This window comes from Streptomyces sp. NPDC047022, assembly GCF_040644155.1.
Taxonomy (GTDB): domain Bacteria; phylum Actinomycetota; class Actinomycetes; order Streptomycetales; family Streptomycetaceae; genus Streptomyces.
Map to the genome: position 1 here is coordinate 47,020 of NZ_JBEYVV010000034.1, position 21,735 is coordinate 68,754.

Genomic DNA, 21,735 nt, shown 5'->3' on the forward strand with positions numbered 1-21,735 from the left:
GCCCCTGTGCGCTTGGTCACAGTGCCCGGCGGGCGGGCTGGCCGCGCGCCGTTCCCGGCGGGGAGCGGCGCGCACACATGTGTCTGCCCTGCACGGATGTGCGCCCAGGGACCCGGATGCGGCTCAACCTCTTGACGGGAGGCAACCCGAACAGCTCAGCTTAGAGTTCACTAGTTGGACATAGGCGGGGCCTCATCGAGGCGGCCCCGTTCTCAGGAGGTCGTCGTGGAGACTCCAGGGTCGCAGTCGTCGCTGCACCGAGCCAACCTGGAGCGGGTCGTACGCGCCGTGCGGCTGGCAGGATCCCTCACCCAGGCGGAGATCGCGAGGACGACGGGCCTGTCCGCGGCCACGGTCTCCAACATCGTGCGGGAGCTCAAGGACAGCGGAACCGTCGAGGTCACGCCCACATCGGCGGGTGGCCGAAGGGCCCGCAGCGTCTCCCTGAGCGGTGACGCCGGGATCGTCATCGGCGTCGACTTCGGGCACACGCATCTGCGCGTGGCGATCGGCAACCTCGCCCATCAGGTGCTCGCCGAGGAGTCGGAGCCGCTGGATGTGGACTCCTCCGCCGCGCAGGGCTTCGACCGGGCGGAACGGCTGGTCAGCAGGCTGATCGAGGCGACCGGGGTGAACCGCTCCAAGGTCGCGGGCGTGGGTCTTGGCGTGCCCGGTCCGATCGATGTGGAGTCGGGCACGCTGGGGTCCACGTCGATCCTGCCGGGCTGGACCGGGGCCAAGCCCGCCGAGGAGCTGCGGGGGCGGCTCGGCGTGCCGGTGTACGTGGACAACGACGCCAACCTCGGAGCCCTCGGCGAACTGGTCTGGGGCAGTGGCCGAGGGGTCAGGGACCTGGCGTACATCAAGGTCGCGAGCGGTGTCGGCGCAGGTCTGGTGATCGAGGGCAAGATCTACCGGGGGCCCGGCGGAACCGCCGGGGAGATCGGGCACATCACCCTCGACGAATCCGGTCCTGTCTGCCGCTGCGGCAACCGCGGCTGCCTGGAGACGTTCGCGGCGGCGCGCTACGTCCTGCCGCTGCTCCAGTCCAGCCACGGCACCGATCTGACCATGGAAGGCGTCGTCAGGCTGGCGCGGGACGGCGATCCGGGCTGCCGCCGGGTGATCGCCGACGTCGGCCGGCACATCGGCAGCGGTGTCGCCAACCTCTGCAATCTGCTGAACCCGAGCCGGGTGGTCCTCGGCGGTGACCTCGCCGAGGCCGGAGAGCTGGTCCTGGCGCCCATCAGGGAGTCCGTCGGCCGGTACGCGATCCCCAGCGCGGCCCGCCAGCTGTCGGTGCTTCCAGGGGCGCTCGGGGGCCGCGCCGAGGTGCTCGGAGCGCTTGCTCTCGCCCTCAATGAGATGGGCGATTCGACCCTTCTTGAGGGGAATGCCCCCGCGGCCGTGCCCGCCTTCACTTAGAGAACGGATGGCATCGTTGCCAACCCGTTAAGGATTTACTTCTTGACCTCGCACGTGTGGCCGAGTTGACTTCCAGCCACCTCGGCCGCAACGTCGCGGCCTCGTCAGGGAGGTTTGTGAAGTGAACACGCGTATGCGTCGTGCGGCCTTCGCCGTTGCTGCTGGTGCCATGGCCGTCTCGCTGGCCGCATGCGGCAGCGCCAAGGAGTCCGGCGGCGGCTCCAAGTCCTCGTCCAGCGCCAAGGCGGGCGACGACATCAAGGTCGGTCTGCTTCTCCCCGAGAACCAGACCGCGCGTTACGAGAAGTTCGACCGCCCCTTGATCGAGAAGAAGGTCAAGGAGCTCACGAACGGCAAGGGCACGGTCGTCTACGCCAACGCCAAGCAGGACGCCAGCCTGCAGAACCAGCAGGTCGAGACCATGATCACCAACAAGGTGAACGTGCTCATCGTCGACGCGGTGGACTCCGCGGCCATCCAGAGCTCGGTCCAGAAGGCCAAGGACGCCGGTATCCCGGTCGTCGCCTACGACCGTCTCGCGCAGGGCCCGATCAGCGCCTACACCTCGTTCGACAACAAGACCGTCGGCAAGACCCAGGGCGAGGCCCTCCTCAAGGCGCTCGGCTCCAAGGCCAAGTCCGGCAAGATCGTCATGATGAACGGCTCCGTCACCGACCCGAACGCCGCGCAGTTCAAGGCGGGCGCCCACGAGGTGCTCGACGGCAAGGTGAACATCGGCAAGGAGTACGACACCAAGGACTGGAAGCCGGAGAACGCCAACTCCAACATGGAGGGCGCCATCACGGCCATCGGCAAGCAGAACATCGTCGGCGTCTACTCCGCCAACGACGGCATGGCCGGCGGTATCATCACCGCCCTCAAGGCCGCCGGCATCTCCAACGTCCCGGTGACCGGCCAGGACGCGGAGCTCGCGGGTGTGCAGCGCATCGTCGCCGGTGAGCAGTACATGAGCGTCTACAAGCCGTACGCCCCCGAGGCCGACGCCGCCGCCGAGATGGCCGTGGACCTCGCCCAGGGCAAGGCGCTCGACTCCGTCGCCAAGGACAAGGTCGACAGCCCGACCACCAAGCAGGTCCCGTCGGTCCTGGTCGCGGTCCAGTCGCTGACCAAGGACAACATCAAGGACACCGTCATCAAGGACGGCGTCTACACGATCCCCGACATCTGCACCGCGCAGTACAAGGCGGCCTGCGACAAGATCGGCCTGAAGTAATACCCACCCAGTCCTTTCCCCGTAAGGGAATTCGTTCTTGAATTCCCTTACGGGACTGGCGATCAAGGCTCCTCCGGCGCCCCGCACTCACCAGCCCCGCAAGCTCGTTGCGGGGCGCCGGACGGAACATCCCCCAAACTTCTGCACAACCTCCCGCCGGGTCAGGCGGCGAAGGAGTTGGTTCACGTGTCCGCTACGCCCGTGCTGGCGTTGCGCGGGGTCTCCAAGCGGTTCGGTGCCGTTCAGGCGCTCACCGACGTAGAGCTTGAGGTCCACGCCGGTGAGGTGGTCGCCCTCGTGGGCGACAACGGTGCCGGAAAGTCCACGCTGGTCAAGACGATCGCCGGCGTGCACCCCATCGATGAGGGTGTCATCGAGTGGGACGGCAAGGCCGTACAGATCAACAAGCCGCACGACGCCCAGAGCCTGGGCATCGCGACGGTGTACCAGGACCTCGCCCTGTGCGACAACATCGACGTCGTCGGCAACCTCTACCTGGGCCGGGAGCTGCGCAGGTTCGGTGTCCTGGACGAGGTCGAGATGGAGCGCCGGTCGCGTGAGCTGCTCGACACGCTGTCGATCCGCATCCCCAGCGTCCGCATTCCGATCGCCTCGCTCTCCGGCGGTCAGCGCCAGGTCGTGGCCATCGCCCGCTCCATGCTCGGCGAGCCCAAGCTGGTCATCCTCGACGAGCCCACCGCCGCCCTCGGCGTCGAGCAGACCGCCCAGGTCCTCGACCTCGTGGAGCGGCTGCGTGAGCGTGGTCACGCCGTCATCCTCATCAGCCACAACATGGCCGATGTGAAGGCCGTCGCGGACAAGGTGGCGGTGCTGCGCCTGGGCCGCAACAACGGTGTCTTCGAGGTCAAGACGACCTCGCAGGAAGAGATCATCTCCGCCATCACCGGCGCCACGGACAACGCCGTGACCCGTCGTGCGGCGCGCAGCAATGGGGAGATCAAGAAGTGAGCATCGACAAGACCTCCACGCCCCCCGAGGACACCGTCGTGGAGAACACCGAGGCCGCCGCGAAGGCGGTCACCGCGGTCGACCCCCGGCTGCTGGTGCGCGAACAGGGCTTCGCGGGCTACATCACCGAGTTCAAGCGCAAGATGAAGGCCGGTGACCTGGGCTCGATCCCCGTCGTCCTGGGCCTGGTGATCATCTGGATCATCTTCCAGAGCCTGAACTCGAACTTCCTCACCGCGGGCAACCTCTCCGACATCTCCGTCGCCATGGTCGGCACGGGCCTGATCGCCGTCGGCATCGTCTTCGTGCTGCTGCTCGGTGAGATCGACCTGTCGGTCGGCTCGGTGTCCGGTGTTGCGGGCGCCGCCTTCGCGGTGCTGAACATCACGCATGGCATGAACGAGGTACTGGCCTTCGTGCTGGCCATCCTCACCGGTACGGTCGCCGGAGCCCTCCACGGCTTCGTCTTCGCGAAGATCGGCGTACCGGCGTTCGCCGTGACCCTGGCCGGTCTGCTGTTCTGGAACGGCTTCATGCTCCAGATCCTGGGCGACAGCGGCACGATCAACCTGAACAGCGACGGCCTGGTGGCCAAGCTGACGACGTACTACTTCTCCGACGTGGCCGCCTCCTACGGGCTCGCGCTCGCGGTGACCGTGCTGTACTTCGTCAGCTCCTTCTTCGGCAACAAGCGGCGCGAGGTCGCCGGTGTGCCGTCCCGGCCGCTGAGCGAGACGATCCTGCGGACGGCGCTGCTGGCGATCCTCGCGTTCGCCGTGGCCGTCATCTACAACCAGTACAAGGGCCTCCCGCTCGCTGTGGTGATCTTCATCGGCATGCTGCTGGTCACCGACTTCGTCCTGCGCCGCACCGCGTACGGCCGGAAGATCTTCGCGCTCGGCGGCAGCGTCGAGGCGTCCCGCCGTGCCGGTATCAACGTGGCCATGGTCCGGATCTCGGTCTTCGCGATCTCCGGCACCTTCGCCGCGCTCGGCGGCCTGTTCATCGCCTCGAAGATCGCCTCCGCCAACCAGGGCGCAGGCGGCGGTGACCTGCTGATGAACGCGATCGCCGCGGCCGTCATCGGCGGTACGTCGCTCTTCGGTGGCCGGGGCCGCACGTGGAACGCGCTGCTCGGTGTGCTCGTGATCGTGTCGATCCAGTACGGCCTTGCCCTCGAGGGCATCGCCTCGCCGGTTCAGTACATGATCACCGGTGGTGTTCTGCTGGCGACCGTCGTCATCGACGCGGTGACGCGCAAGACGCAGAAGACCGCGGGACGGGCGTAGCCACCGGCCACTCGCCGTGGGGGCGCGGGCGATCTGCCCGCTGCCGGTCCGAGGTGGCCGGCGGCCCCCAGGCGGCGAATCCGCATATCGGTAGTGCCCCGTGCCCCTGAGGGGCGCTGCGCCCCCACATCCTGACCTGTGCCCGGTGCCCTTGGCGGCGCCGGGCACTGTCACGTGGTGGGCCGTACAAGATCCGCAGGAGCGGAACATTAGACTCGACAGGCCCGGCAAGCTCGAAACAGCTCAACGCAAGGAGGCACGGGTGCCGCTGCTGACCCGCATCACGGGACCGCGCGATCTGGACCGGCTCAGCCTGGAGGAGCTGGACCAGCTGGCCGAGGAGATCCGGACCTTCCTCGTCGGGGCTGTCTCCAAGACCGGCGGCCACCTCGGCCCCAACCTCGGCGTGGTCGAGCTCACCATCGCCCTGCACCGCGTCTTCGACTCGCCCAGGGACAAGGTCCTCTTCGACACGGGGCACCAGGCCTACGTCCACAAGCTGCTCACCGGGCGTCAGGACTTCTCGAAGCTGCGCGCCAAGGGCGGTCTGTCCGGCTACCCCTCACGCGCCGAGTCCGAGCACGACATCATCGAGAACTCGCACGCCTCCACGGTCCTCGGCTGGGCCGACGGCCTCGCCAAGGCCAACCAGCTGCTCGAACGCGACAGCCACGTCGTCGCCGTCATCGGTGATGGCGCCCTCACCGGCGGCATGGCCTGGGAGGCGCTCAACAACATCGCCGACGCCAAGGACCGTCCGCTCGTCATCGTCGTCAACGACAACGAGCGCTCGTACTCTCCCACCATCGGCGGCCTCGCCAACCACCTGGCCACCCTGCGCACCACGGACGGCTACGAGAAGTTCCTGGCCCGCACCAGGGAGGTGCTGGAGCGCACGCCGGTCGTCGGCAAGCCGCTCTACGAGACCCTGCACGGCGCCAAGAAGGGCCTGAAGGACTTCATCGCCCCGCAGGGCATGTTCGAGGACCTGGGCCTCAAGTACGTCGGCCCGATCGACGGGCACAACATCGAGGCCCTGGAGTCCGCCCTGGCCCGTGCCAAGCGGTTCGGCGGCCCGGTCATCGTGCACTGCCTCACCGAGAAGGGCCGCGGCTACCGGCCCGCCGTCGAGGACGAGGCCGACCGCTTCCACGCCGTCGGCGTCATCCACCCCGACACCGGCCTGCCCATCAAGGCCGCCGCCGCGAGCTGGACCTCCGTCTTCGGCGACGAGATGGTCAAGCTCGGCCGGGAGCGCGAGGACATCGTCGCCATCACCGCGGCGATGCTGCACCCCGTGGGCCTGAAGAAATTCGCGGACGCCTTCCCGAACCGGATCTACGACGTAGGCATCGCCGAGCAGCACGCCGCGGTCTCCGCCGCCGGCCTCGCGACCGGCGGCGTGCACCCGGTGTTCGCGGTGTACGCGACGTTCCTCAACCGCGCCTTCGACCAGGTCCTCATGGATGTCGCCCTGCACAAGTGCGGTGTGACCTTCGTGCTCGACCGGGCCGGTGTCACCGGCGACGACGGCGCCTCGCACAACGGCATGTGGGACATGTCGATGCTCCAGGTCGTGCCGGGCCTCAGGCTCGCCGCGCCGCGCGACGCCGAACAGCTGCGCGCCCAGCTGCGCGAGGCCGTCGACGTGGACGACGCGCCGACCGTGCTGCGCTACTCCAAGGGCGTCGTCGGACCCGCCGTCCCCGCGGTCGCCACCGTCGGCGGCATGGACGTACTGCGCAAGGCGGACGCCCCGGTACCGAACGTGCTGCTGGTCTCCGTCGGCGCGCTCGCGCCCATGTGCCTGGAGATCGCAGACCTCCTCGACAAGCAGGGCATCTCCACCACCGTCGTCGACCCCCGCTGGGTCAAGCCGGTCGACGAGGCGCTCGCCCCGCTCGCCGCGCAGCACCGCGTGGTCGTCACCGTCGAGGACAACTCGCGTGTCGGCGGTGTCGGTTCGGCGATCGCGCAGGCCCTGCGGGACGCGGGTGTCGACGTACCGCTGCGGGACTTCGGCATCCCGCCGCGCTTCCTTGACCACGCCCTGCGCAAGGAGGTCATGGCGGAGATCGGCCTGACCGCCCCGGACATCGCCCGCCAGGTCACCGGCCTCGTCGCCAAGCTCGACGGCCGGTTCGACGACCGTACGGGCATCGCCGAGGCCGCTGACCCGGTGGACTCCGCGCGCGACTGACGCGGCGTGGACGACGTGCCCGACTGACGCGACCGAACGGCCCGAATGGTCGTTCCTGGGCCGGTTTCTCCATCATTACGGTGGCGAAACCGGCCCATTTGCGTGAATCCGCCTGCGGCGGGGCATACGGATTACGCCCCCTCCCGATCATGTCGGGGACGACGAGCGTGGGAGGTACGCCGTGATCAGCACTCTCTTCCGGGCGAAGAACGTCGAGCAGTCGATCCGGGACACCGAGGAACCCGAACACGCGCTCAAGAAGACCCTCTCCGCCCTCGACCTGACCGTATTCGGCATCGGTGTCATCATCGGCACCGGCATCTTCGTGCTGACCGGCAAGGTCGCCAAGGAGAACGCGGGCCCGGCCGTCTCCCTGTCCTTCGTGATCGCCGGCGTCGTCTGCGCGCTTGCCGCGCTCTGCTACGCGGAGTTCGCCTCGACGGTCCCGGTCGCGGGAAGCGCGTACACGTTCTCGTACGCCACCCTCGGCGAGCTGCCCGCCTGGATCATCGGCTGGGACCTGGTCCTGGAGTTCGCCCTGGGCACGGCGGTCGTGGCCGTCGGGTGGTCCGGCTACCTCCGCTCCCTGCTGGACAATGCGGGCTGGCATCTTCCCGGTTATCTCAGCGGCCGGGACGGCGCGCACGGGTTCGGCTTCGACATCCTCGCCGCGGCGCTCGTCCTGGTGCTCACCGCCATCCTCGTCGTGGGCGTCAAGCTCTCCGCTCGGGTCACCCAACTCGTCGTCGCGATCAAGGTGACCGTGGTGCTGATCGTGATCATCGCGGGTGCCTTCTTCATCAGCGGTGCCAACTACGCGCCGTTCGTTCCCAAGCCGCAGCCGGTGGCGGCGGAAGGCTCCCTCAGCGGCCCGCTGGTGCAGTTGATGTTCGGCTGGACACCGTCGAACTACGGGGTCCTCGGCATCTTCACGGCGGCGTCCGTCGTCTTCTTCGCCTTCATCGGTTTCGACATCGTGGCGACGACGGCCGAGGAGACCAGGAACCCCCAGCGCGACATGCCGCGCGGCATCCTCGGGTCCCTGCTCGTGTGCACGCTGCTGTATGTCGCGGTGTCGATCGTGGTCACCGGGATGGAGCACTACTCGAAGCTGTCCGTGGACGCGCCGCTCGCCGACGCCTTCAAGGCCATCGGGCACCCCTGGTACGCCGGGGTGATCAGCTTCGGTGCGGCGGTCGGCCTGACGACCGTCTGCATGATCCTGCTGCTCGGCCAGACCCGGATCTTCTTCGCGATGAGCCGCGACGGGCTGCTGCCGCGCTTCTTCTCCCATGTCCACCCACGGTTCAAGACCCCGCACCGGCCGACCGTGCTGCTCGGCGTGGTCATCGCCGTCATCGCGGGCTTCACCAGCCTGAGCGAACTCGCGGCACTGGTGAACATCGGCACGCTGTTCGCGTTCGTGGTGGTCGCGATCGGCGTGGTCATCCTGCGCAGGACGCGGCCGGACCTGCCGCGCTCGTTCCGCACGCCGTTCGTGCCGGTCCTTCCGATCGTGTCGGTGGGCGCCTCGCTGTGGCTGATGCTGAACCTGCCGACGGTGACATGGCTGCGGTTCGCGGGCTGGCTGCTCGTCGGGTTCGTCCTGTACTTCCTCTACGGCCGCACGCACAGCCGGCTGGCCCGGCGCGAGGGGGCCGTGACGGGAGACGTCCCGCGGCCACCCGCGGGCAGCACTCCGTAGCCGTAGCCGTAGCCGTAGCCGTAGCCGTAGCCACGGCCGTCGGCGCTCAGCGGAGCACCGCGCGCGGGCCGGTCACCTCCGCGCCCAGTGCGGTCACCCGGTGCCGCAGCCCGCGGTCCGCGGTGACGACCAGACAGGGACGGTCCCCGGCGGCTGCCGTGAGTTCCACGATGCGGTCGTCACCGCTGCCGGGCGCGTCCTCGACTCGTACCCCTGGCACGGAGGGCACGCCCCGGGCCGCGCCCTCGACCACCAGAACCAGATCCACCGGTCCGGGCAGACCGGCGACGCCGGACATCGCACAGGGAACCAGCCGGTTCCGCAGCCTCTCGGCGGCGCCGCGCCGGTCGCGCCACCAGCCGTCCGGCACGGACCCGACGACGTTCGCGCCGTCCACGATGACCAGGGGCAGGACCGGGCCCGGTGCGTGCGGGGTGTCCGGGGTGTTCGCGGCGTCCGTCATATCTGCCATGGTCCCCCGGCTCACGGTGTCGCGGTGGACGCGGCCCATCCGCGGGTGATCTCGTCGATGGCGGTGACCGCCCGCTCGGCGGGCCGTCCGCCGGCGCGCACCGTCGGGGAGAGCTCGACATGCAGGAAGGGCACGTGGTCGGCGGCGGCGGCGTGGCCCTCCACGTTCTCGGTGCCTTCAAGCGGGCAGGACCGTGCCCACGCCCGGCACACCGAGAAGTCGTGTGCGCGCAGGGCGTCCGCGAGCCTGAGGCCGTCCTGGCGGCCCGCCGTCCCGGTACCGGTGGAGGCGACCACGTCGTAGCCGGGGACGGCGGAGGCGGCGAAGCCATGGAGCTGGATGCCCGGCATCCCGCGGCGGGCCAGCTCGTCGCAGACGGCGCTGAAGACGGTGTCCTCGCGATGCGCGACGTCCGCGGAGTTCCCGACCCCGGCTTTGCGATGTGCTCCCGCGATGATCAGGACGCCGCCGGGGGAGCCACGCAGAACCTGCACGCCCAACTGCTCCGTGCCCCGGTCGAAAACGGGGTGCGGTACCTGCACCGACCATCCGGGGCGGTGGTCCAGATCGAGGTAGACCCGGCCCCAGCCGCGGGGTGCCACGGCGTCGTCCGTGCGGTCGGCCACCTCCGCGAAGTGGCGTCCGGAAACCTGGTCGGTGATGTTGCGCAGGATGAAGTCCCTTTGTGAAAGCTGCTGTTCAGCCTGCCGGCGGTGTCCGTCGAGCAGCAGTCCGACCGCGTCGGCGATCGCTTGGCGGTCGTCCTGGCTCGGCCGCCGGTAGCCGTGGCCGGGTCCGAACCGGCTCGTGTAGTCCGCCACCGTGCGTGCCAGGTCGATCTGCCCGGGGCGCACGGGGGCGGGCCTGGCGGCGGTCCCGCGGGAACCGTGGACCAGCGTCGTGAGCGCGCCGGCGAGACCGGCGGCAACCAGCAGGACTATTGCGATCGTTATCGTACGCGGACGGGTCGCTCTCATGGTTGTATCAAGATATCCCGGTGAATAGACGCCTCAGCCGCGCCCTGCTGACATTGTTGACCCCGCTCTCCCTCGTCGCCGTCTCCGGCTGCGGCCTTCTCTCCGACGACGCGAAGGCGCAGGGGGGCGGGCGCTCCTTCACGGTCGCCGCCGCCGGCGACATCCTGATGCATCCCGAGCTGGTCGACCAGGCGCGCAAGGACGCGAAGCGTACCGGCAAGGGTGTGGAGGGGCTGGACTTCGGGCCGATGATGGCCGGCATCAAGCCGGTGATCAGCAAGGCCGACCTGGCGATCTGCCACTTCGAGCCGGTCATGGGCACACCCCGGGGGCCCTTCGAGGGCTTCCCGGACTTCCAGGTGCCGCCGCAGACCGCGAAGACGATCAAGGACGTCGGCTACGACACCTGCTCCACCGCCTCGAACCACACCCTCGACCACGGTTACGAGGGCGTGAAGCGCACCCTGGACGCGCTCGACGCCGCGGGCCTCAAGCACACGGGCTCCTTCCGGACCCAGAAGGAAGCGCTCACGCCGCTGATCATGGACGTCAAGGGCGTCAAGGTCGCGCAGATCTCCTTCGCGTACGGCTTCAACGAGCCGCACACGCTGCCCAAGGACAAGCCCTGGCTCGCCAACCAGCAGGACCTCGGCAGGATCAAGGCCGCCGAGCAGCGCGCCCGCAAGGCCGGTGCCGAAGTGGTGATCCTCTCTCTGCACTGGGGACGCGAGCACCATCCCGAACCCTCCGGCTCCCAGATCTCATTCGCCCGCGAGATCGCCCGGCACACCGGCATCAATCTGGTCATCGGCCACCACGCGCACGTCGTGGAACCGATGGAGAAGGTCGACGGGACCTGGATCACCTACGGCCTGGGCAATCAGATCGCCCGGCACGAGGTGCCCACGGGGCTGACCGAGGAGGGCGTGATCGCCTGGTTCACGTTCACCGAGCACGGCAAGGGAGTCTGGGAGGTCCAGCCCCGCTACGAGCCGACGCTGCTGATGATCCCGCCGGACGCCGAGAACGCCCGGGACGGCGGGACGGCCGCCTACACCGACGACGACGTGCGGGACTACCGCCTGCTGGACGTGGCGGCCGCGCTCCGGGACGACCATGACCTCACGAGCGCCCAGCGGGCCCGGCTGCGGTTCGCCTTCGAACGCACCGAAGGCACGCTGCTCAACCGTCGCGCGGCCAAGGACGGCCTCGAGCCGCTGACGCCATTGCCCGAGTAGGCGACGCTTTTGCTCCGTATTGTCGGAGGTTAACGCGATGTTGCGCAGATCACCTCCGACTTACTGCAACTTCACCTGCGCCTTACATGTCTGAGGTTTCCGGGCGTGCTCTTACCCGAGGTGTGCCCGGAAACCCCGTTCATGAGAGGACCGTCCTGTGGCGTCACCGCCCACGGCGCGACAGCACCGAGCCAGACGTCGAGCCGACATGTCGCTGATCGGTGGCATCCGCCCGCCGATCGCGGTCCTTTCGGTGCTCCTGCTGACGCTCGCCGGTGTCACGGCACTGGTGCTGGGCCGGGTCGACAACGCCAAGGTGCCGAAGGCGGTGCTGACGTCCCAGCAGCACTTCGCCGAGGACGGCGCCATCGCGCTGCGCGCCTCCATCGACGAGTCCGTCACCGACGTCACCCGGTCCGCCACGCTGTTCAGCGCCGGGCAGCCGGTGTCCGGCGACGCCGTCCTGGACAAGCTCGGCAGCACTTACCAGAAGTGGGTCGGCACCGCCGTCGTCGAGATCAGCACCGGCAAGCTGGTCGCGGCCCGCGGTGAGGCGGTGCCGCCGGCCTCCGCGGACACCTCCGCCCTCGCCGGCGAGAACGGACTGGCACCGCGCATGGTGCGGCTCGACAACGGCGAGGCGCGGCTGCTCACCTTCGGCCTGCTGAGCTGGCCGGGCAGACCGCAGCTGCTGCTCGTGGCCTCCAGCAGCCTGAAGTTCCCCGGCATCAGCATCGGTCAGTTCCGCTCCATCGCCGTGGTGGACCGCACCGGCGCGATCCTCAGCAGCGACGGCATCCCCACGCCCGAGCAGGTGAGCAACAGCCTGGACCGCAAGGCGGCCAAGGACTCCGGCGCACAGCTGAAGGACTTCGCCCGCATCGCCGCCCGCAAGGCACAACAGGACCCGCGCAGCAGCAAGGAGCCCGGCAGCGGCGGCTACCAGGGCGTCAGCGGCAGCCTGCTCGGCGGGCATGTCCTCAGCGACCGGTCCGTCGCCGGATACGCCACCCTGGCCGCCCCCGAGCCCGGCGAGGCCACCACCGCCTCCGGCCTCGGTCTGTCCGTGGTCGCCATGGTCCAGGTGGCCGAGGAGTCCTCCGGCGCCGCCTCACCCGTGTTCGGTCTGCTGGCGGGCGGCGCGCTGCTCGTCGTCGGCGCACTGGCCGTCGCATTGCTGCTGGGCACCGTCCAACGCCCGCTGATCCGGTTGTTCCTGGAGTCCCGCCGGCTCACCCGGGGCGACCTGACCCGGCCCGTCACCGTCCCGGGCTACGGCGAGGCGCGCCGCATCGGTACCGCCCTGGACCGGCTGCGCCGGCAACTCCTCGGCGAGAGCGCCGACACCACCGGCCCCGCGCCGCGTCCGCGCGGACTGCGTCGCGTGGGCACGCGAGCCCTGCTCGCCGCCTCCGCGGCGCTGCTGCTGGCCTGGTCCGCACCGCTGATGCTCCTCCTGAACCGGGTGGACGACACGGTCGTCGTGCCCCGGCAGCTCGTCAACGACCAGCGCGAACGCACCGACACCCTCAGCGACCGGGTGCGCCGCGCGCTCAACGAGGGCGACGCCGACCTGCAGTCGGTCGCGTCCCTGATCGGCAACCACACCGAGCCCGCGGCCATGAACGAGGTGCTGGAGCGCACCATCGACGAGAACCAGCGCTACCGCTCGCTCTACGTCGTCGACTCCTCCGGCGCGATCCAGGCGCGTGAGGGCAAGAAGCCCCAGGTGATCCAGTCCAAGCGGGTCTCCAGCACTCCCATCCGGCTCCTGGGCCACGGCGGCAAGGAACCCGTCGTCGTGGCCACCGCCGGCATCCCCGGCCACGACGGTGCCCAGCTGGTCGGAGAGTTCCGCGTCGAGTTCCTCAACGCCCTGCTGACCCGGCCGGGTCTGGGCGTGGTCCGGCTCGTGGACGATCGCGGCGAGATCATCGCCGGCAACACCGGCTTCCTCGCCTTCCGGTCGCTGCCCGACGACCGCCTCAAGGACCTCGCCGCGGCCAGTGCCGAGCGGCTCGGCAAGAAGCCGCGTGCGAACGGCGTCCTCTACCGCGATCACGGCGTGCGGATCGCCGCCGCCGCGCCGTTCTCCGGCAGCGGCGCCGCCGAACCGCTCGGCTGGAGCGTGGTCAGCTGGCAGCCCGCCAGCCCGCTCGCGATCCCCGGGTACGAGAGCCAGAACCGCACCGTTCTCGCCGGTCTGCTCGGCGGCACCGCGGCCGTCGCCTGCCTGGGCTGGCTGTACATCGTGGTGGCCAGACCGCTGCGCTCGCTCGCCGACCGGGCCGAGGCGCTGGCCGACGGCGACCGCAAGACCGTGCTCTTCCCCCAGCACCACGACGAGGTGGGCGCCGTCACACGATCCCTGGAGCTCATCCGGCAGCAGCTGCAGAGCAGACGCCGGCAGGAGCCCCGCCGCACCCCGACGCCCCAGCACACGCCCGAGCAGCACACAAGGACCTGATCACCCGTGCTCTTCCTCTACACCGTGCTGCTCGTCTGCTGCACGATCCTGCTGATCGCGGGCATCGTGGAACAGCGGCGGCACTTCACCAACCTGGACCACATACCCACGCGGGTGCTGGTCAACGGCATCCGGGGCAAGTCCTCCATCACCCGGCTGTGCGCGGGTGCCCTGCGGGGCGGAGACCTGACCACCGTCGCCAAGACGACCGGCACCGCGGCCCGGTTCATCCACCCGGACGCCACGGAGGAGCCGGTCTACCGCAAGTTCGGCATCGCCAACGTCGTCGAGCAGATCGGCATCGTGCGGCGCGCCGCCGCGTACAAGCCGGACGCGCTCGTCATCGAGTGCATGGCCGTCATGCCGGCCCTCCAGGAGATCAACCAGTCCAAGCTGATCCGCTCCACCATCGGCGTGCTGTGCAACGTCCGCGAGGACCACCTCGCCGAGATGGGCCCGACCCTGGACGACGTGGCCCGCTCCCTGTGCCGCTCGATGCCCGAGGACGGCATCTGTGTCACCGCGGAGAAGGAGCGGTTCCACATCCTCCAGGAGGAGGCGGACGCGCGGAACTGCAAGCTGATCTACGTAGACCCCGAGACCGTCACCGACGAGGAGCTGCGGGGCTTCAGCTGGTTCACCTTCAAGGAGAACGTGGCCATCGCGCTGACGGTCGCCGAACTGCTCGGTGTCGAGCGGGAGACGGCCCTGCAGGGCATGTACGACGCCCCGCCGGACCCCGGTGTGCTCTCCGTCGAGCGCTATCTGACGCCCCAGGGCAACAGGCTGCGGTTCGCCAATGTGTTCGCGGCAAACGACCCCGAGTCGACCCTGATGAACATCAACCAGCTGCTCGACCTGGGCGCGATCCACCGCCCGCTCAACGTGGTCATCAACTGCCGCCCCGACCGGGTGGAACGCAATGGGCAGATGGGCGAGATCATTCCCGAGCTGGACCCCGAGCGCGTGTTCGTCATCGGCCACCCGGCCAAGTCGGCCATCGACGCCATCCCCGCCGAGTTCCGCTCGCGCGCCGTCGACCTGGGTGGCGACAAGCGCGACCCCGAGGAGTTCATGGCCAGGCTGCTGGAGATGCTGGGCCCGGACTCGTCGCTGGTCGCGATCGGCAACATCCACGGCCAGGGCGAGATCATGCTGGAGCACCTGGCCGAACTGCCCTCGGACGACTCCGAGGACGAGCCCGCCGCCGCGAACCCGTCCGGCGACGCCGCCGCGGCGCCCGCCGTCCGCGAGCACGTCGAGACCGTACAGCTCTACGCGCCCCGCATCGACCCCTACCAGGGCTACTCGGAGGCGTACGAGGCGCGCTACACGCAACAGCCGTACCCGCAGCAGCCGTACCCGCAGCAGTCGTACCCCCGGCAGCCGTACGCCGAGGAGCCGTACGCCGGGCAGTCCTACGTCGGGGAGCCGTACACCCCGCAGCGGTACGCCGGGCAGCCGCACCCCCGGCACGGCGACCCCCATCACGTTCCCGGCACGCCGGCCGGACAGGCACGCCCGCGCGGGCTGTTCGAACCCCGTGTCCCTCCCCAGACCCACGACGACGACAGCCAGCAGTGGCACAGCCCAGGAGAAGCGCGTTGATCCCCTCCGTCCTGACCCCCGAGATCGCCGCGATCGGCATCGGCCTGGGGCTCCTGTTCTCGCTGATGTGCTACCTGACGACCAATCTGTCACCGGGCGGCATGATCACGCCGGGCTGGCTGGCCCTCACCCTGATCGAGGACCTCCAGCGGGCCGCGCTGGTGGTCGGCGTGACCGTGCTGACCTACCTCGCCACGCTGCTCATGCAGAAGTTCGTGATCCTCTACGGCAAGCGGCTGTTCGCGGCCGTGGTGCTCAGCGGTGTGCTCATCCAGGCCACCGTGATCATCGTGCTGCAGATGGAGTTCCCGCTGCTGTACGCGAACCAGACACTCGGCTTCATCGTCCCGGGCCTGGTCGGCTATCAGCTGGTCCGCCAGCCCAAGGGCGCCACCCTGCTCTCCGTCGGATCGGTCACCCTCGCCACCTATGTGGTGCTGACCGCCGGCATCCTCCTGGGCGCCATGCCGTCCGCCTGAGCCCGCTGAATCCGCCCGCCACCCCACGCGATCCTGGAGCCCCCCATCATGCCGAAGCGCAAAGGCCGTCCCGTCGTCCACGCGGTGACGGTCCTCGCGCTGCTCGCGGGCAGCGCCTACTTCACCTACGAACTGCGCAAGGACGAGCAGGCGAAGACCCCGACCGCCCAGTCGATCGACGACAACGCCCTGCGGAACTCGGGACAGGCCAGCGGCAAGCAGACCTGGGAACGGCTGAACAACCCCGCGCGCTCGGTGCTGCGCGACGGCAAGGGCACGGTGATCGCGACCTTCACCGACGGCGCCCGCACCGCCACGCTCAAGGGCCCCACGCGGACGTTCAGTGAACCGGCCACCACCGCCACCAAGGTGGTCACCGACAACTGGGTCCGCCTGCTGCCGGAACCATGGACCAAGGGAGCCGAGAACCAGCAGTGGTTCAAGGACTGGTTCAAGCAGTACTACGGCAGCCAGGAGGACGACATCTTCGCGTTCGCCTTCCAGTACACGGAGGGCGCGCCGGCCAAGAAGGACGCCCAGGGCGTCCAGTACGAGGGCCGCGCCTTCTACGGTCCCTTCAGGCCCGACGGCGTCGACCGCTACGAGCAGACCGACTTCTACGACTACCTGGGCATTCCGTACACCTTCCGGAACGGCACCACGAAGTCCCCGCACCCGGACCGCCTGCACTCCGTGGACTGCTCCGGCTATCTGCGCCTGGTCTACGGCTACCGCGCCCGCTACCCCCTGCGGGCCGACAACGACTCCGGCGACGGACTGCCGCGCACGGCCGACGCCATGGCCCGCTCCAGCGTCGGTGTCGACGTGATCAAGCTTCAGGGCCCGAGCCCCTGGTACGTACAGCCCAAGAACATCGACGTCCTCCAGCCGGGGGACCTGCTGTTCTTCAAGATGGACCACCGCACCGGCAACCACATGGACCATTCCGCGATCTATCTCGGGCCGGACACCGAGGGCCACAAGGTCTTCGTCTCCAGCCGCAAGGAGCAGAACGGCCCCACGATCGGTGACAAGGGCGGTGTCTCGCGGCTCGACGGCAACGGCTTCTACGCCGAGCTGTTCCGCAGCGCCAAGCGGCTGTGACAAGGGCCGGAAGCGGGCGCCGCCATTTCTCCACGCCTTAGTGCTGCGGCACTAGAGTGTCACGGTGAACGGCAACTGGCTCGTGCGCGGTCGTGACGGTCTGCTCAGTGTGTATCTGCCGTCGGACGGTGCCCTCCTGTGCCGGACCGAGTGCCGTCCCGGCGGTCCCTGGGAGGCGCCCCGGCAGGTCGGCGGCGAACAGAAGCTGCACCCCGGGCCGGCGATCGGGCAGGGGCCGGCGGGCCCGGCCCATCTGGTCGTCTGGCGGCCCACCGCGCCGGGTGAGTCCGGCCTGGTGCACTCCACCCACTTCCGCCCTCGCCATTCCGTGCTCGACTGGACCCCTGTCGGCCACCCCGAAAGGAAGGGCGACCGCGCGGGGCCGCCGGCCCTGGCGGTCGACGCCGAGGGGCGCGCCCATCTGTTCGTGCGCAACGGGGACGGCGGCGTGAGCCTGCTCGCCCAGAAGGAGAAGGGCGGCTGGGAGCCCTGGCGCGATCTGAAGGGCCACGGGGTCCAGGGCGAACTCGCGGCCGTGACGGGTCAGTCGGGACGTGTCGAGCTGTACGCGGCCACTCCCGACGCCATCCTGCACTGGCGGCAGGAGGAGCCGGGAACCAGGCCGGTCCTGCAGGAGGCGGCAGAAGTGCCGGCGACCCCGGGCACGCTCGGGGCGCTGGCCACGTCCCCCCGCAGCACCACCCTCTTCTACACGGACGAGTCCGGCGATCTGTGTGCCTGGCGCCCCGGTACCGAGCCGGTCGCCCTGCTGGCCTGCGCGGGTCCCGGCCCGGTGTCCGCCATCCGCTGTGAACTCGACGGACACGACTGCACCCTGCTCGCACAGCGTTCGGCCGCCGGACGCGTCGCCTTCGCCGCGTACCCCACGGAAGTGGAGTCGGCCGGTGCCTGGTGGACCGAGTCGGGCCCGAGTCTTCCGGCGGGTGCGCGGGTGGCGGTCGCCGAGGACGGTGAGGGGCGGGTCGTAGCCGCGTCGCTGACGGAGGACGGCGAACTCCGCCTGGCCCGCCGCAAGGACGAGCCGGGGCTGGCGCTCACGGCGTGGCAGACGGTCTGACGCAGCCCCGCCGGGACCACCGCCGCACCGTGCCAAAAGGAAGAGGGCCCCGCCGGAGCGGGGCCCTCCTCATATGCGTGTCGGCGTCACGCGGGAACCGAAGCCACGCCGGGCTCCAGGAACTTCTTGCCGTTGACGCGCTCCGAGACGCCCTCGCGGTCCAGGTACGGCGTCACGCCGCCCAGGTGGAAGGGCCAGCCGGCGCCAGTGATCAGGCACAGGTCGATGTCCTGGGCCTCGGCGACGACGCCCTCGTCGAGCATCAGGCCGATCTCCTGGGCCACCGCGTCCAGGACGCGGGCGCGGACCTGCTCCTCCGTCAGGACGGTGTCGCCCTGCTTCAGGAGCGCGGCGACCTCGGGGTCCAGCTCCGGCTTGCCGGAGTCGTACGTGTAGAAGCCGCGCTTGCCCGCCTCCACGACCGCCTTGAGGTTCGGGGAGACCGTGAAGCGCTCCGGGAAGGCCCTGTTGAGGGTCTCCGAGACGTGCAGACCGATCGCGGGGCCGACCAGCTCCAGCAGGACCAGCGGGGACATCGGCAGACCGAGGGGCTCGACCGCCTTCTCCGCCACCTCGACCGAGGTGCCCTCGTCGATGACGTTCTGGATCTCGCCCATGAAGCGGACCAGGATGCGGTTCACGACGAACGCCGGGGCGTCCTTGACCAGCACCGCCGTCTTCTTCAGCTTCTTGGCGACCGCGAAAGCGGTGGCCAGCGAGGCGTCGTCGGTCTTCTCGCCGCGGACGATCTCAAGAAGCGGCAGGACGGCGACGGGGTTGAAGAAGTGGAAGCCGACGACCCGCTCGGGGTTCTTCAGCTTCGACGCCATCTCCGACACCGACAGGGAGGAGGTGTTGGTGGCGAGGATCGCGTGCGCCGGGGCGACGGCCTCGACCTCGGCGAACACCTTCTGCTTGACCGACATCTCCTCGAACACGGCCTCGATGATGAAGTCCGCGTCCGCGAAGCCCTCGGCCTTGTCCAGGACACCGGAGACCAGTGCCTTGAGGCGGTTGGCCTTGTCCTGGTTGATACGGCCCTTGCCGAGCAGCTTGTCGATCTCGGAGTGGACGTAGCCCACACCCTTGTCGACGCGCTCCTGGTCGATGTCCGTGAGGACGACCGGGACCTCGAGGCGGCGCAGGAACAGCAGCGCCAGCTGCGAGGCCATCAGACCGGCGCCGACGACACCGACCTTGGAGACCGGGCGGGCCAGGTTCTTGTCCGGGGCACCCGCCGGGCGCTTGCCGCGCTTCTGGACGAGGTTGAACGCGTAGATGCCGGAGCGCAGTTCGCCACCCATGATCAGGTCCGCGAGAGCCTGGTCCTCGGCGTCGTAGCCCTGCTGCAGGTCGCCGTTCTTCGCCGCGGCGATGATGTCCAGCGCACGGTAGGCGGCCGGGGCCGCGCCGTGAACCTTGCCGTCGGCGATGAAGCGGCCACGCGCGACGGCCTGGTCCCAGGCCTCGCCGCGGTCGATCTCGGGGCGCTCGACCTGGAGCTCGCCCGTGAGGACGGACGCCGTCCACAGCAGCGACTGCTCCAGGAAGTCGGCACCCTCGAACAGGGCGTCGGCGATGCCCAGCTCGAAGACCTGCTTGCCCTTGAGCTGCTTGTTCTGGTTCAGGCTGTTCTCGATGATGACCGAGACGGCCTTGTCGGCGCCGATCAGGTTCGGCAGCAGGGCGCAGCCGCCCCAGCCCGGGACCAGACCGAGGAAGACCTCGGGCAGGGAGAACGCCGGGATGGCCGCGGACACCGTGCGGTAGGTGCAGTGCAGGCCGACCTCGACGCCGCCGCCCATCGCCGCGCCGTTGTAGTAGGCGAACGTCGGGACGGCGAGGCCCGCGAGGCGCTTGAAGACCTCGTGGCCGCCCTTGCCGATGGCCAGCGCGTCCTCGTGGTTCTTCAGCAGCTCGACGCCCTTGAGGTCGGCGCCGACCGCGAAGATGAACGGCTTGCCGGTGAGACCGACACCGACGATGCCGCCGTCCGCGGCCTCCTTCTCGACCTGGTCGATCGCGGCGTTCAGGTTCGCGAGCGACTGGGGGCCGAAGGTGGTCGGCTTGGTGTGGTCCAGGCCGTTGTCGAGGGTGATCAGGGCGAAGCGCCCGGCACCCGCCGGCAGGTCGAAGTGGCGTACGTGCGCCTGGGTGACGACCTCGCCGGGGAACAGCTCGGCCGCACCCTTCAGCAGTTCAGCGGTGGTGCTCACTTGTCCCCCTCGAAGTGCGGGTTCTCCCAGATGACCGTCGCGCCCATGCCGAAGCCGACGCACATGGTGTTCAGGCCGTAACGGACGTGCGGCTGCTCCTCGAACTGGCGGGCCAGCTGCGTCATCAGACGGACGCCGGAGGAGGCGAGCGGGTGACCGTAGGCGATGGCGCCGCCGTACTGGTTGACGCGCGCGTCGTCGTCAGCGATGCCGTAGTGGTCGAGGAAGGCCAGGACCTGGACGGCGAAGGCCTCGTTGATCTCGAAGAGACCGATGTCGGAGATGCTGAGCCCCGCCTGGGCGAGGGCCTTCTCCGTGGCCGGGATCGGGCCGTAGCCCATGACCTCCGGCTCGACGCCCGCGAAGGCGTACGAGACGAGGCGCATCTTGACCGGCAGGCCGTTCTCGCGGGCGAAGTCCTCGGACGCGATGATCGAGGCGGTGGCGCCGTCGTTCAGACCGGCCGCGTTACCGGCGGTGACCCGGCCGTGGACGCGGAACGGCGTCTTGAGGCTCGCGAGGCTCTCCAGGGTGGTGCCCGGGCGCATCGGCTCGTCGGCCGTGACCAGGCCCCAGCCCGTCTCGCCGCCCTCGGGGCTGGTGCGACGGACCGAGATCGGCACCAGGTCCTGCTGGATCTTGCCGTCGGCGTACGCCTTGGCGGCCTTCTCCTGCGAGCGCACGGCGTATTCGTCGGCGCGCTGCTTGGTGATCCCCGGGTAGCGGTCGTGCAGGTTCTCCGCGGTCATGCCCATGAACAGGGCGGACTCGTCGACCAGCTTCTCGCTCACGAAGCGCGGGTTCGGGTCCACGCCCTCGCCCATCGGGTGGCGGCCCATGTGCTCGACACCACCGGCGATGACGGCGTCGTAGGCGCCGAAGGCGATCGAACCGGCCGTCGTCGTCACGGCGGTCAGCGCACCGGCGCACATACGGTCGATGGAGTAGCCCGGGACGGACTGCGGCAGACCGGCGAGGATGCCGGCGGTACGGCCGAGGGTCAGGCCCTGGTCACCGATCTGCGTGGTCGCGGCGATGGCGACCTCGTCGATCTTCTTCGGGTCGAGACCCGGGTTGCGGCGCAGCAGCTCCCGGATCGCCTTCACGACGAGGTCGTCGGCGCGGGTCTCGTGGTAGATGCCCTTCGGGCCCGCCTTGCCGAACGGGGTGCGGACGCCGTCGACGAAGACGACGTCCCTGACGGTACGAGGCACGATGGCTCTCCTCCAGGGTGCGGGGTGGCACTGCTGCGACGCGGCTGAGCGCGCGCTCAG

At 69.6% G+C, this 21,735-nt stretch carries 16 protein-coding genes; 12 read left to right on the top strand and 4 right to left on the bottom strand.

Annotation, left to right across the window (positions count from 1 at the left end):
- Positions 1-225: 225 nt before the first annotated feature.
- The 6 genes from ABZ845_RS26755 (at position 226) to ABZ845_RS26780 (ending at position 8,822) form a co-directional block, all read left to right on the top strand.
- Positions 226-1,425, top strand: coding sequence for an ROK family transcriptional regulator (locus ABZ845_RS26755; protein WP_360984161.1), 1,200 nt, complete (start codon positions 226-228; stop codon positions 1,423-1,425).
- Positions 1,426-1,558: 133 nt separating this feature from the next.
- Positions 1,559-2,659, top strand: a complete 1,101-nt coding sequence (locus ABZ845_RS26760; protein WP_360984220.1) for a sugar ABC transporter substrate-binding protein — start codon at positions 1,559-1,561, stop codon at positions 2,657-2,659.
- 177 nt (positions 2,660-2,836) lie between these two features.
- Positions 2,837-3,628: an ATP-binding cassette domain-containing protein gene (locus tag ABZ845_RS26765; protein ID WP_360984164.1), complete on the top strand. Its 792-nt coding sequence runs from the start codon at positions 2,837-2,839 to the stop codon at positions 3,626-3,628.
- Positions 3,625-4,917, top strand: coding sequence for a sugar ABC transporter permease (locus tag ABZ845_RS26770; protein WP_360984167.1), 1,293 nt, complete (start codon positions 3,625-3,627; stop codon positions 4,915-4,917). Before ABZ845_RS26765 ends, ABZ845_RS26770 begins: the two co-directional genes overlap by 4 nt.
- 262 nt (positions 4,918-5,179) lie before the next feature.
- On the top strand, positions 5,180-7,117 hold the full coding sequence (gene dxs, locus ABZ845_RS26775) for a 1-deoxy-D-xylulose-5-phosphate synthase (RefSeq protein WP_360984170.1): 1,938 nt from the start codon (positions 5,180-5,182) through the stop codon (positions 7,115-7,117).
- Positions 7,118-7,298: 181 nt separating this feature from the next.
- A complete protein-coding gene (locus ABZ845_RS26780; protein ID WP_360984173.1) occupies positions 7,299-8,822 on the top strand; it encodes an amino acid permease in 1,524 nt (507 codons plus the stop codon).
- Between the two features lie 46 nt (positions 8,823-8,868).
- On the opposite strand, the gene ABZ845_RS26785 is transcribed toward ABZ845_RS26780, so the two are convergent.
- Both ABZ845_RS26785 and ABZ845_RS26790 read right to left on the bottom strand, forming a co-directional pair.
- Positions 8,869-9,285, bottom strand: a complete 417-nt coding sequence (locus tag ABZ845_RS26785; protein WP_360984176.1) for an NTP pyrophosphohydrolase — start codon at positions 9,283-9,285, stop codon at positions 8,869-8,871.
- 20 nt (positions 9,286-9,305) lie between these two features.
- Positions 9,306-10,271: a hypothetical protein gene (locus ABZ845_RS26790; RefSeq protein ID WP_360984179.1), complete on the bottom strand. Its 966-nt coding sequence runs from the start codon at positions 10,269-10,271 to the stop codon at positions 9,306-9,308.
- A 20-nt stretch (positions 10,272-10,291) separates the two neighbouring features.
- On the opposite strand from ABZ845_RS26790, the gene ABZ845_RS26795 reads away from it, so the two are divergent.
- From ABZ845_RS26795 to ABZ845_RS26820, 6 genes are all read left to right on the top strand, one after another.
- A complete protein-coding gene (locus ABZ845_RS26795) occupies positions 10,292-11,509 on the top strand; it encodes a CapA family protein (RefSeq protein ID WP_360984182.1) in 1,218 nt (405 codons plus the stop codon).
- 208 nt (positions 11,510-11,717) lie between these two features.
- Positions 11,718-13,976 (top strand): HAMP domain-containing protein, encoded by a 2,259-nt coding sequence (locus ABZ845_RS26800; RefSeq protein ID WP_360984185.1) that lies wholly within the window; start codon positions 11,718-11,720, stop codon positions 13,974-13,976.
- 6 nt (positions 13,977-13,982) lie between these two features.
- Complete coding sequence (gene pgsB, locus ABZ845_RS26805) at positions 13,983-15,584, top strand: poly-gamma-glutamate synthase PgsB (RefSeq protein ID WP_360984188.1); 1,602 nt, start codon at positions 13,983-13,985, stop codon at positions 15,582-15,584.
- Positions 15,581-16,063, top strand: coding sequence for a poly-gamma-glutamate biosynthesis protein PgsC/CapC (locus ABZ845_RS26810; protein ID WP_360984191.1), 483 nt, complete (start codon positions 15,581-15,583; stop codon positions 16,061-16,063). Before pgsB ends, ABZ845_RS26810 begins: the two co-directional genes overlap by 4 nt.
- 48 nt (positions 16,064-16,111) lie before the next feature.
- A complete protein-coding gene (locus ABZ845_RS26815; protein WP_360984194.1) occupies positions 16,112-17,167 on the top strand; it encodes an NlpC/P60 family protein in 1,056 nt (351 codons plus the stop codon).
- Between the two features lie 64 nt (positions 17,168-17,231).
- The gene (locus tag ABZ845_RS26820; RefSeq protein ID WP_360984196.1) at positions 17,232-18,245 is read left to right on the top strand and encodes a hypothetical protein; all 1,014 of its coding nucleotides are present in this window, start codon (positions 17,232-17,234) and stop codon (positions 18,243-18,245) included.
- An 86-nt stretch (positions 18,246-18,331) separates the two neighbouring features.
- Here ABZ845_RS26820 and ABZ845_RS26825 read toward each other — a convergent pair whose 3' ends face one another.
- Both ABZ845_RS26825 and ABZ845_RS26830 read right to left on the bottom strand, forming a co-directional pair.
- A complete protein-coding gene (locus tag ABZ845_RS26825; RefSeq protein WP_360984199.1) occupies positions 18,332-20,461 on the bottom strand; it encodes a 3-hydroxyacyl-CoA dehydrogenase NAD-binding domain-containing protein in 2,130 nt (709 codons plus the stop codon).
- Positions 20,458-21,675 (bottom strand): acetyl-CoA C-acyltransferase, encoded by a 1,218-nt coding sequence (locus ABZ845_RS26830; RefSeq protein WP_360984202.1) that lies wholly within the window; start codon positions 21,673-21,675, stop codon positions 20,458-20,460. Before ABZ845_RS26830 ends, ABZ845_RS26825 begins: the two co-directional genes overlap by 4 nt.
- Between the last annotated feature and the right edge of the window lie 60 nt (positions 21,676-21,735).

What these genes read in the sequence shown, in the direction of transcription:
- ABZ845_RS26800 (WP_360984185.1), top strand. Translation starts at nt 11,718, where the DNA reads ATGTCGCTGATCGGTGGCATCCGCCCGCCGATCGCGGTCCTTTCGGTG.
- ABZ845_RS26760 (WP_360984220.1), top strand. Translation starts at nt 1,559, where the DNA reads ATGCGTCGTGCGGCCTTCGCCGTTGCTGCTGGTGCCATGGCCGTCTCG.
- ABZ845_RS26815 (WP_360984194.1), top strand. Translation starts at nt 16,112, where the DNA reads ATGCCGAAGCGCAAAGGCCGTCCCGTCGTCCACGCGGTGACGGTCCTC.
- ABZ845_RS26790 (WP_360984179.1), bottom strand. Translation starts at nt 10,271, where the DNA reads ATGAGAGCGACCCGTCCGCGTACGATAACGATCGCAATAGTCCTGCTG.
- ABZ845_RS26785 (WP_360984176.1), bottom strand. Translation starts at nt 9,285, where the DNA reads ATGACGGACGCCGCGAACACCCCGGACACCCCGCACGCACCGGGCCCG.